We start from the raw sequence: 11,842 nt of genomic DNA, 5'->3' as shown, positions 1-11,842 counted from the left end.
GAATTCGAGAAGTGAAAGGCGGTTGGCGCCTGACGCGGCACCGCTATATATAGTGGCAACAAGGTGAGGTCAAGCGCAGGGTTTTGCGCGCACTCAGCTTATGGCTTGGTAAAAAGGCTTTCTTCGGCCTGCACCAAAGCAAAGCGTGGCACCTGTTCGCCGTCAACCTCGACGGACTCCAGGAACATGCTCAAGGGACGCACCCAAAAGCCGTAATCGCCATACAGGGCTTGGTAGAAGACCACTTCTTCTTCGGTTTCCGAATGCCGCGCAACACTGAAAACGCGGTACTGCGGACCTTTGTAATGTTGGTAGAGCCCTGGTTGTATCGGCATGCTTTGGCCCTCACTCAAATTTTTTCAAAATAAAAACAAAATAAATCCGGAAAAACAAAAACCGGGGCACTTGGCCCCGGCTTCCATCAACGAGACGCTTAAACGCGTTCGAAGACGGTGGAGATGCCTTGGCCGAGACCAATGCACATGGTGGCGACCCCGAGGTTGCCGCCATTTTGCTTCATCACGTTGAGCAAAGTGCCGGAGATACGCGCACCGGAGCAACCAAACGGGTGACCCAGGGCGATCGCGCCGCCGTGCAGGTTAACCTTCTCGTTCATCTTGTCGAGCACTTTCAGATCTTTCAACACTGGCAAGGCCTGTGCGGCGAAAGCTTCGTTGAGCTCGAAGAAGTCGATATCGTTGATGCCAAGGCCCGCGCGCTTCAGTGCTTTCTGTGTGGCCGGTACTGGACCATAGCCCATGATCGCCGGGTCCACACCTGCCACTGCCATCGAACGAATCACAGCCAAAGGCTGAATGCCCAGGTCCTGAGCACGTTGCGCCGACATCACGATCATGCACGAGGCACCGTCGGTGATCTGCGACGAAGTACCGGCTGTCACGGTGCCGCCCTTCGGATTGAACGCTGGCTTGAGAGCCGCCAGGCTTTCCAGGGTGGTTTCCGGACGAATGGTTTCGTCGTAGTCGAAGGTTTTCAGGAAACCGTTCTCGTCGTAGCCCTGCATCGGGATGATTTCGTCTTTGAACTTGCCTTCCACGGTCGCCTTATGGGCGAGTTGGTGGGAGCGCACGCCGAAAGCGTCCTGTTGCTCGCGAGTGATGCCGTGCATTTTGCCCAGCATTTCAGCGGTCAGGCCCATCATGCCCGAGGCTTTCGCCGCGTACAGCGACATGTGCGGGTTCGGATCGACACCGTGCATCATGCTCACGTGGCCCATGTGCTCGACGCCGCCGACGACGAACACGTCACCATTGCCGGTCATGATCGCTTGCGCGGCGGTGTGCAGCGCGCTCATCGACGAACCACACAGACGGCTGACCGTCTGGCCGGCCGACGTGTGCGGGATCTGGGTCATCAGCGACGCCATGCGCGCGATGTTCCAGCCCTGCTCCAGCGTCTGGTTCACACAGCCCCAGATCACGTCTTCGACTTCGCTCGGGTCAACCTTGACGTTACGTTCCAGCAGTTTGCTGATCAGGTGCGCCGACATGTCTTCGGCGCGGGTGTTACGGTGCATGCCGCCCTTGGAGCGGCCCATCGGAGTACGACCGAAGTCGACAATCACGACGTCTCTAGGATTCAAGCTCATAAGTTCACTCTCACTCTAGTTGGGGGCGCTTAACCGAAGAAGCTCTGGCCGTTTTTGGCCATTTCGCGCAGCTTCGCGGTCGGGTGGTACAGCGCGCCCAAATCAGCGTACTGGTCAGCCAGGGCTACGAACTGTGCAACACCGATCGAGTCGATGTAGCGCAATGCACCGCCACGGAATGGAGGGAAACCAATACCGTAGACCAGACCCATGTCGGCTTCGGCGGCGGTTTCGACAATGCCGTCTTCCAGGCAACGCACGGTTTCCAGGCACAACGGGATCATCATCCAGTTGATGATGTCTTCGTCGGTGACTTCACGCTGTTCGAAAACGATTGGCTTGAGCACTTCCAGCACCGACGGGTCGGCCACCTTCTTCTGCTTGCCCTTCTTGTCGGTCTCGTAGGCGTAGAAGCCCTTGCCGTTCTTCTGGCCCAGGCGCTTGGCTTCGTAGAGCACGTCAACGGCCGAGCGACGGTCGTCTTTCATGCGGTCCGGGAAGCCTTCAGCCATGACGTCGCGACCGTGGTGGCCAGTGTCGATGCCAACCACGTCCATCAGGTACGCCGGGCCCATTGGCCAACCGAATTTTTCCATGACTTTGTCGATACGCACGAAGTCCACACCTGCGCTGACCAGCTTGGCGAAACCGCCGAAGTACGGGAACAGTACACGGTTGACCAGGAAGCCCGGGCAGTCATTGACGACGATCGGGTTCTTGCCCATTTTCTTGGCGTAGGCAACGGTGGTGGCAACAGCCAGCTCGCTGGACTTCTCGCCACGGATCACTTCAACCAGCGGCATCATGTGCACCGGGTTGAAGAAGTGCATGCCGACGAAGTTTTCCGGGCGCTTGAGGGCTTTGGCCAGCAAGGTGATGGAAATGGTCGACGTGTTCGAGGCGAGGATGGTGTCCTCTTTGACCTTGTCTTCAACTTCCGCCAGAACGGCTTGCTTGACTTTAGGGTTCTCGACAACCGCTTCCACCACCAGATCCACGTGACCGAAGTCGCCGTAAGACAGGGTTGGACGGATGCCGTTGAGCACTTCAGCCATTTTCGCGGCGGTCATGCGGCCTTTATCAACACGGCCAACCAGCAGCTTGGCGGCTTCGGCCAGACCTTGCTCGATCCCGGCTTCGTTGATGTCTTTCATCAGGATCGGCGTGCCTTTGGACGCCGATTGATAGGCGATACCGCCACCCATGATGCCGGCGCCCAGAACGGCGGCCTGCTTCACGTCCTTGGCGATTTCGTCGTAGGCCTTGGCCTTTTTCTTCAGTTCCTGATCGTTCAGGAACAGACCGATCAAGCTCTGCGCGGCAGAGGTCTTGGCCAGTTTGACGAAACCAGCAGCCTCGACTTCCAGCGCCTTTTCGCGACCGAAGTTCGCGGCTTTCTGGATAGTCTTGATCGCCTCAACCGGCGCCGGGTAGTTCGGGCCGGCTTGACCTGCCACGAAACCTTTGGCGGTTTCGAAAGCCATCATTTGTTCAATGGCGTTCAGCTTGAGCTTTTCAAGCTTCGGCTGGCGCTTGGCCTTGTAGTCGAACTCGCCGGAAATGGCGCGCTTGATCATTTCAAGTGCGGCTTCCTGCAGCTTCTCAGGGGCAACTACTGCGTCCACTGCGCCGACTTTGAGCGCGTCTTCCGGACGGTTTTCCTTGCCAGCGGCAATCCACTCGATGGCGTTGTCGGCACCGATCAGGCGCGGCAGACGCACAGTGCCGCCGAAGCCCGGGTAGATGCCCAGCTTGACTTCCGGCAGACCGATCTTGGCCTTGGTCGACATGACGCGGTAGTCCGCCGCCAGGCACATTTCCAGACCACCACCCAATGCGATGCCGTTGATGGCAACCACTGTCGGGACGTTGAGGTCTTCGAAATCGCTGAAAATCTTGTTGGCTTCGAGGTTGCCTGCAACAAGCTCTGCATCCGGCAGCTTGAAGTTGTCGACAAATTCGGTGATGTCGGCGCCGACGATGAAAACGTCCTTGCCACTGCTGACGATCACACCCTTGATCGAAGCATCTGCCTTGATGGTGTCTACGGCCTGACGCAGTTCGTTCAGGGTTAGACGGTTGAACTTGTTGACGGACTCACCCTTGAGGTCGAATTTCAATTCGACGATGCCACTTTCAAGAGCCTTAACCGTGATGGCTTTACCTTCGTAAATCATCAACTGATCTCCACGATATGGAAGCTGAACAGTACACGTCGGACGCAGGCGAATGGCTCGGCAGGGACGTTAAACGTCGATGCTACGCCCATTCCCCCGGCACACCCGCCAACGCGATAGTCGGGATTCTGTAGGAGCGATCTGAAATACAAACGCTCAATTCATACGCCCGTTTGATTTGGGTACGCCACCTTCACGGAATTTCCGACAATTGTCAATCGCCCAAAATGCGGGTTGAAACTCGACTTTGCGGTCATTTCTGTAAGATGAAGCTCTCTAACACGCGGGTGCATGTGCTGCCATTCATAGAATCAATCATTAGAAAAGTCGCCCTAATTCGCCGCAGCCTCTGTTTAACAAGCTACGCTGGCGGGACTCGATAGAAAATTTTTGAACGCTGCGGTGAATACCCAGCGTAAGATCTGCGCAAACCAAATTACCGGCCTGCCTGGCCACCCCCGCCCGATGATGTTGTCGGGCTTTTTATTGCCTCATCGCTCCTGCGGGGGCCTGGGGTCAGGCGAGCGCCTTGAGGGTCGCATCGATTTGTTGCAAAACTTCGGTTTCGCCCTTCTCGCCCCAATACAAAGTGATCATTTGTTTGTCGGCTTCGATCTTGAAAACGTTACCTGGCAACTTTTCGAAATGAATCAGCAACGCAGGATCTTCACAGAGCTCCTGCCACTGGTTCACCCACACCCCCGGCGTTTTCTGCCAATAACTCCAGCAGGCTGGCTGACTGCCGCGCCGCGGTCGATGGTACTGGGCACAGGGGTTCGGCGGTTCCTGAGCGAGCCAGTGCGGCCACTCCTGGGGCGCCAGTTGCATGGCCAGGCCGATGCGCCGCGCCTCCATGCGCAGGGCCATCCGACCGCTTTGATGACGTGATGGTCGCAACCATGCCAGAGGGCTGAGTACCACCAGCAGGATTGACACCACTATCCAGACCGTCATATCTGTACTCCCGATTTTGAATGAGCGCATTGAGCCACTTTGGAACCACTGCGCTTGAAACCAGCCATACTTACCAATATTGCATCCCTCAGGAGGAGCACCTCATGCCCTACAACCATATTCTGGTCGCTGTAGATCTAACCGAAGAGTGCGACCCTGTAATCCACCGCGCTCGCGAGCTGTCGGTGAGCAACGGTGCGAAGCTGTCCCTGGTGCATATCGTCGAACCGATGGCCATGGCCTTCGGCGGTGATGTGCCGATGGACCTGTCACAACTGCAACAACAGCAGTTCGATCAGGCCAAGGAACGTCTGGAGCGGCTGATCGTCAAGTATCCGGAGCTTTCCCGGGAGTACAGCCATCTGACCTACGGCCAGCCACGCCAGGAAATTCACCATCTGGCCAAGGAACAAGGATGCGACATGATCGTGGTGGGCAGCCATGGCCGACATGGCCTTGCATTGCTGCTGGGGTCCACTGCCAATGACGTGCTCCACGGCGCGCCTTGCGATGTGCTTGCAGTGCGCCTGCAAAGCAAATCCTGATAGCTCGCCCAGACAGGAAACTGATTCAATTCAATGGCATATGAAAAGCCCGACACTCGCGTTACCGAGGTCGGGCTTTTTTATTACACGATCAATCAGGCATCCAGTTCGGCCCAGCGCTCGACCATCACGTCGAGCTCAGCCTGCAACTGCGCCAACTGAGCGATCACCGCCGCGGTTTCAGCCGCCGGCCGCAGATAGAACCCGGCATCCGCCATCTGGGCTTCAACAGCAGCAATCTGCTGCTCCATGGCATCGATCTGGCCCGGCAACGCTTCCAACTCGCGCTGCAACTTGTAGCTGAGTTTTTTCTTCGCTGGTGCTTCGACCGCTGCCACCACTGGCGCGGGCTCAGCCTTGACCACCGCGGAGTTCAAGTCGGCCTTGCCAGACTTGCTCTCGGTCACGCCCAGCAGGCGCGGCGAGCCGCCCTGACGCAGCCAGTCCTGGTAACCACCGACGTACTCACGAACCTTGCCTTCGCCCTCGAAGACCAGGGTGCTGGTGACTACGTTGTCGAGGAATGCCCGGTCGTGGCTGACCATCAGCACGGTGCCATTGAAGGTCAGCAAGACCTCTTCCAGCAGTTCAAGGGTTTCGACGTCGAGGTCGTTCGTCGGTTCGTCGAGTACCAGCAGGTTCGCCGGTTTGCTGAACAGCTTGGCCAGCAACAGACGGGCACGCTCGCCACCGGACAGCGCCTTGACCGGCGTGCGGGCACGCTGCGGGCTGAACAGGAAGTCGCCGAGATAGCTCAGCACGTGACGACTCTGGCCGTCGATATCGATGAAATCGCGACCTTCGGCGACGTTATCGATCACGGTCTTTTCCAGATCCAGCTGGTGGCGCAACTGGTCGAAGTAGGCGACGTCGATCTTCGTGCCCTCTTCCACCTTGCCACTGGTAGGTTGCAGACCGCTGAGCATCAGCTTGAGCAGCGTGGTCTTGCCGGTACCGTTGGCGCCGAGCAGGCCGATACGGTCGCCGCGCTGCAACACCATGGAGAAATCCTTGATCAGGAACGGTCCGCCCGGATGAGCAAAGCTCACGTTCTCGAGCACCATCACCTGCTTGCCGGATTTGTCGGCGGTTTCCAGCTGGATATTGGCCTTGCCGGTGCGCTCGCGACGTTCGCTGCGCTCGACGCGCAACGCTTTCAAGGCACGCACGCGGCCCTCGTTACGGGTCCGGCGAGCCTTGATGCCTTGGCGGATCCACACCTCTTCCTGAGCCAGGCGTTTGTCGAACAGCGCATTGGCAGTGGCCTCGGCGGCCAGCTCGGCTTCTTTATGCACGAGGAAACTGGCGTAGTCGCCGTTCCAGTCGATCAGGCCGCCACGATCCAGTTCGAGGATACGGGTAGCGAGGTTTTGCAGGAAGGAACGGTCGTGCGTGATGAACAGCACGGCGCCCTGAAAATCCTTCAGCGCCTCTTCGAGCCAGGCGATCGCACCGATGTCCAGGTGGTTGGTTGGCTCATCGAGCAGCAGCAGATCCGGTTCGGAAACCAGGGCCTGGGCCAGCAGGACGCGGCGGCGCCAACCACCGGACAACTCGGCCAGGGTCTTGTCTGCCGGTAGCTGCAGGCGGCTCAGCGTGCTGTCGACCAGCGTCTGCAAACGCCAGCCATCGCGGGCTTCGAGGTCGTGCTGGACGTGCATCAGCTTGTCCAGGTCGGCATCGGTGACGATGTTCTGGCTCAGGTGGTGATACTCGGCCAGCAAGGCACCGACACCGTCCAGGCCTTCGGCTACCACATCGAACACGGTCCGCTCGTCGGCTACTGGCAATTCTTGCGGCAATTCACCAATCTTGAGGCCGGGTGCGCGCCAAACCGAGCCATCATCGGGCTTCTGGTCGCCCTTGACGAGCTTCATCATGCTGGACTTGCCAGTGCCGTTGCGGCCGATGATGCACACCCGCTCTCCACGGGCGATCTGCCAGGACACCTTGTCCAACAACGGCATAGCGCCGAAAGCAAGGGACACATCGCTGAATTTGAGCAGGGTCATGAGCTTCTCCAAAAACCGGGCGCGCATTCTACCTGAATCGAGGCTTCAGAAGGCCGGCAATTTCACTGTCGAAGCACTCTGCACAACAAATGTTGCGAACTGATGCAGACAGGTCCGCAAAGCTTTCACCCGCTGCTGGCAAAAGGCTAAGCTACGGATAATTCAGTGCGAGCATCGCCAGCACTCTTGTCATGGTTTATCTGTCCGGACGTCTCATGCGCAGTCGCCTTTTCAATTTTTTGTCGTGTTTTTTACTGTCTGCCGCTGCCGTTCAATCCGCCCAGGCCGTAGACCTCTCCACCCAACGCCAGTATTACGATGAAGCCAAACGCGCCCTGGCCAAGGGCGATAGCGGCCCGTATTTCCGTTACAGCCAGGCCTTGGCCGATTATCCGCTGGAACCCTATCTCGCCTACGATGAGCTGACCGCACGTCTGAAAACCGCGAGCAACGCCGAGATCGAAAAATTTCTCGCCGAGCATGGCGACCTGCCGCAGGCCAACTGGATGAAACTGCGCTGGTTGCGCTGGCTGGCCGAACGGGGTGATTGGGCGACTTTCATCAAGTATTACGACCCCAAGCTCAACTTCACTGAGTTGGACTGCCTGAATGCGCAGTATCAAATCAGCCACAACCTCAAGTCCGAGGGTTACGCCAACGCCAACAAGCTGTGGCTGTCCGGGAAATCGCAACCGGCGGCGTGTGATGCGCTGTTCGGCATGTGGGCCGCCGACGGCCAGTTAACCGAACAGAAACGTTGGGAACGCACCAAGCTCGCCGCTCAGGCGCGCAACTATCCACTGGCCACCAGCCTGGTGAACGGCCTCACCACCCTCGCCCCTCGCGGCCGCTTGCTGATCGATGTGGCGCAAAACCCGGAATTGTTGAATCAGCCATCACGCTTCACGCCAGCTGACGAACCGATGTCCGATGTGGTCAGCCTCGGCCTGCGCCGTCTCGCCCGCCAGGACCCGGACAGGGCCATGAACCTGCTCGACGGGTATGCCAGCAGCATGCATTTCTCCCGGGATGAAAAAGTCGCGATCGCCCGGGAAATCGGATTGACCCTCGCCAAACGCTTCGACAGCCGCGCGCTGGACATGATGACCAGGTACGACCCGGAACTGCGCGACAACACCGTGTCCGAATGGCGTATGCGCCTGTTGTTGCGCCTGGCCCGCTGGGACGACGCCTATCAGTTGACCCGCCGCCTGCCCCAGGACCTCGCCACCACTAACCGCTGGCGTTACTGGCAGGCCCGTAGCCTGGAGCTGGCACAACCGCAAAGCCCAGAACCGCAAAACCTCTACAAAAATCTTGCTCGCGAACGTGACTTCTATGGATTTCTCGCGGCAGATCGTTCGCAATCCGCCTATTCGTTGAACAACAAACCGCTGGTGATGAGCCAGGCGCTGATCAACAAGGTTCGCAACACCCCCGGTATACGCCGTGCTCTGGAATTTCATGCTCGCGGGCAAATTGTCGACGGTCGTCGTGAGTGGTACCACGTCAGTCGCCACTTCAACCGCGACGAAATGGTTGCCCAGGCCAAGCTGGCCTACGACCTCAAATGGTATTTCCCGGCCATTCGCACGATCAGCCAAGCGCAGTATTGGGACGATCTGGATATACGATTCCCGATGGCCCACCGCAACACGCTGGTACGTGAAGCGAAGAATCGCGGCTTACATCCAAGCTGGGCATTCGCCATCACCCGTCAGGAAAGTGCCTTCATGGAAGACGCCCGTTCCGGCGTCGGCGCGTCGGGCCTGATGCAGTTGATGCCCGCCACGGCCAAGGAAACCGCACGCAAGTTCAGCATTCCGTACGCGTCGCCGCAGCAGCTGTTCGACCCGGACAAAAATATTCAGCTCGGTGCCGCCTACCTGAGCCAGGTGCACAGCCAGTTCAACGGCAACCGCGTCCTCGCCTCCGCCGCCTATAACGCCGGCCCCGGGCGTGTTCGTCAGTGGCTGCGCGGTGCCGACCACCTGAGCTTCGACGTGTGGGTGGAAAGCATTCCGTTCGACGAAACCCGCCAGTACGTGCAAAACGTGTTGTCGTACTCGGTGATCTACGGCCAGAAACTCAACTCGCCACAGCCGATCGTGGATTGGCATGAGCGTTATTTCGACGATCAGTAATAGCCCTGTTGGAGCTGGCGAGGCTGCGATCTTTTGATCCGTGCTTCTCCTTGGGACACAAAAATGCCCGCATCGATTGATGCGGGCATTTTTGTTAAATCAAGATCAAAAGATCGCAGCCTTGCTTCACTCGACGGCTCTTACCGGGGGAAGTTCGAGTTCTGCCTGGCCATCACTGAACTGCAACGCCGCCAACCGCGCATACAGCGCATTGCTGGCAATGAGTTCTTGATGCGTGCCCACCGCCACCACTTTCCCTTGGTCCATCACGGCGATACGGTCGGCGTTTTTTACCGTGGCCAGCCGATGGGCGATGACCAGGGTCGTGCGGTTTTTCATCAGGCTCGGCAGGGCTTGCTGGATCAGATGCTCGCTTTGCGCATCGAGGGCGCTGGTGGCTTCGTCAAGCAAGAGGATCGGCGCGTCCACCAGCAGCGCCCGGGCGATCGCCAGACGCTGGCGCTGGCCGCCGGACAAGCCGAGGCCGCCATCGCCCAGATGCGTCTGGTAACCGTTGGGCATGGCTTCGATAAAGTCGTGGGCGTAGGCGATTTTTGCCGCCTCCTGGACCTCGGCAAGCGTCGCCGTCGGATTGCCGTAGCGGATGTTCTCTTCGATGCTGCCGAAAAACAGTGCTGGGGACTGCGAGACCAGGGCGAAACAACGACGCAAATCCAAAGGATCGAACCGGGTCAATTCAGTGCCATCAAGCAGGATGCGTCCCTCGGAGGGGTCGTAGAAGCGCAGCAGCAAGTCATACACGGTCGACTTGCCTGCCCCCGAAGGCCCGACCAATGCCAGGGTTTCGCCCGAGCGGATGCTCAGGCTCAAGCCATCGACCGCATAGCTTTCGGGACGCGACGGGTAGGAAAAACGCACATCCTCAAGCACCAGCTCGCCCTTCACCCGCGCGGGCAAGGCCACTAGACCAGTCGTCGGTGGCCGGATGATATTTTCCGAGCGCAACAATTCGGCGATCCGCTCAGCTGCGCCGGCCGCACGTTGCAATTCGCCAATCACTTCGCTCAAGGTGCCGAATGCACTGCCAACGATCAGGCTGTAAAAAACGAACGCCGCCAGCTCCCCCGCAGAAATGCGCCCGGCAATCACGTCCATGCCGCCGACCCAGAGCATGACCCCGACTGCACCCAGAACCAGGACGATGACCAGGGTAATCAGCCAGGCCCGCTGAAAGATGCGTCTGCGCGCGGTGTTGAATGCGTCTTCCACGGTTACGGCAAACCGCTGCTGGTCCTGGGCCTGGTGGTTGTAGGCCTGCACGGTTTTGATCTGGCTGAGGGTCTCGGAGACATAACTGCCGATATCGGCGATGCGGTCCTGGCTCAAGCGCGACAGGTTGCGCACGCGTCGGCCAAAAATCAGGATCGGCGCAATCACCAATGGCAAGGCGACGACAACGATGCTGGTGAGTTTGGGATTGGTAATGAACAGCAGGACGATCCCGCCGATGACCATCAACAGGTTCCGCAGGAACATCGACAGCGAAGAGCCGATCACCGATTGCAGCAGTGTGGTATCGGCAGTCAGTCGCGATTGAATTTCCGAGCTGCGGTTGTTTTCATAAAACCCTGGATGCAGATAGATCAAATGGTTGAAAACCTGCCGGCGAATATCGGCGACACAGCGCTCGCCGATCCACGACACCAGATAAAACCGGGCGAAGGTGCCGACCGCCAGCCCCAATACCAGCAGCATGAACACGCCGATGGACTGGTTGAGCAAATGCGGTGACTGGGTCATGAAGCCCTGATCCACCAGCATGCGTATGCCCTGCCCCATGGACAGGGTAATGCCCGCCGTGACGACCAACGCCAGCAAGGCACCCAATGCATGCCAGCGATAGGGCGCGATGAAACGGCTGGCCAGACGAATGGCACGGCGGTGGCGAACAGTGAGCATCGGCATCATCCAGGCGAGAGCAACTGAGAAAAGCAACTTACACCGATCAATGGGGTGGAACTTGGTAAATCACAATGAGTCAGGTTAATTATGTCCATCAAGACTAGGGGCTAGACGCTATCGGTCTAAAGTTCGGGTGGCAACACCACGATATTTCTGGTGGACTGATATTGCCGTCCGGGAGTGATCGCAGGGAGATGTCACAGCCTGGTCACCTGGCGGTTTTAGAGTGGGTACACAACCTGATGAGGAGACAGGCCATGTCCTTGCAAAACAGCAGCGATGACAAGATTCAAGTGATCCGCACGCAGCCAGACCAGTCTCTGGGTTGCTCGATTATCGATGAACAGGGCCGCGAAGTACCGATCACTGAAGACATGATCCAGAAAGCTTGCCGCGATCTGGACAAGCGATTGGTCAAGCCTGCCGAAAAAAAGTGATATAGCCACCGTCTTCTTGACCCGGCCCTGGTTGGCCGGGT

At 58.4% G+C, this 11,842-nt stretch carries 9 protein-coding genes; 3 read left to right on the top strand and 6 right to left on the bottom strand.

What is annotated here, in order from left to right; genetic code table 11:
• Positions 1-98: 98 nt before the first annotated feature.
• The 4 genes from ASD60_RS27435 to ASD60_RS27420 all read right to left on the bottom strand — a co-directional run bounded on the left by ASD60_RS27435 (position 99) and on the right by ASD60_RS27420 (position 4,740).
• The gene (locus ASD60_RS27435) at positions 99-335 is read right to left on the bottom strand and encodes a DUF1653 domain-containing protein (RefSeq protein WP_007986363.1); all 237 of its coding nucleotides are present in this window, start codon (positions 333-335) and stop codon (positions 99-101) included.
• Positions 336-433: 98 nt separating this feature from the next.
• On the bottom strand, positions 434-1,609 hold the full coding sequence (fadA, locus tag ASD60_RS27430) for an acetyl-CoA C-acyltransferase FadA (protein ID WP_056857016.1): 1,176 nt from the start codon (positions 1,607-1,609) through the stop codon (positions 434-436).
• 29 nt (positions 1,610-1,638) lie between these two features.
• Positions 1,639-3,786, bottom strand: a complete 2,148-nt coding sequence (gene fadB / locus ASD60_RS27425; protein WP_056857015.1) for a fatty acid oxidation complex subunit alpha FadB — start codon at positions 3,784-3,786, stop codon at positions 1,639-1,641.
• A gap of 516 nt (positions 3,787-4,302) precedes the next feature.
• Positions 4,303-4,740, bottom strand: a complete 438-nt coding sequence (locus ASD60_RS27420; RefSeq protein ID WP_056857014.1) for a hypothetical protein — start codon at positions 4,738-4,740, stop codon at positions 4,303-4,305.
• Positions 4,741-4,844: 104 nt separating this feature from the next.
• Between ASD60_RS27420 and ASD60_RS27415 the strand changes: the two genes are divergently transcribed.
• Positions 4,845-5,285, top strand: a complete 441-nt coding sequence (locus ASD60_RS27415; protein WP_056857013.1) for a universal stress protein — start codon at positions 4,845-4,847, stop codon at positions 5,283-5,285.
• A 95-nt stretch (positions 5,286-5,380) separates the two neighbouring features.
• Here the strand turns inward: ASD60_RS27415 and ASD60_RS27410 are convergent, their stop codons facing one another.
• A complete protein-coding gene (locus tag ASD60_RS27410; RefSeq protein WP_056857012.1) occupies positions 5,381-7,297 on the bottom strand; it encodes an ATP-binding cassette domain-containing protein in 1,917 nt (638 codons plus the stop codon).
• A gap of 215 nt (positions 7,298-7,512) precedes the next feature.
• Here ASD60_RS27410 and ASD60_RS27405 point away from each other — a divergent pair, with 215 nt between their 5' ends.
• Complete coding sequence (locus tag ASD60_RS27405) at positions 7,513-9,441, top strand: transglycosylase SLT domain-containing protein (protein ID WP_056857101.1); 1,929 nt, start codon at positions 7,513-7,515, stop codon at positions 9,439-9,441.
• Positions 9,442-9,567: 126 nt separating this feature from the next.
• Here ASD60_RS27405 and ASD60_RS27400 read toward each other — a convergent pair whose 3' ends face one another.
• Positions 9,568-11,361 (bottom strand): ABC transporter transmembrane domain-containing protein, encoded by a 1,794-nt coding sequence (locus ASD60_RS27400; protein WP_056857011.1) that lies wholly within the window; start codon positions 11,359-11,361, stop codon positions 9,568-9,570.
• A gap of 260 nt (positions 11,362-11,621) precedes the next feature.
• Here ASD60_RS27400 and ASD60_RS27395 point away from each other — a divergent pair, with 260 nt between their 5' ends.
• Entirely contained in the window at positions 11,622-11,801 is a 180-nt protein-coding gene (locus tag ASD60_RS27395) for a PA1571 family protein (protein WP_056857010.1), read from the top strand.
• The last annotated feature ends 41 nt before the right edge of the window (positions 11,802-11,842 follow it).

Source organism: Pseudomonas sp. Root562, assembly GCF_001427125.1.
Lineage (GTDB): Bacteria > Pseudomonadota > Gammaproteobacteria > Pseudomonadales > Pseudomonadaceae > Aquipseudomonas.
Note: the sequence above shows the minus strand (reverse complement) of the source record. Positions and strands in the feature narration are given on the sequence as shown.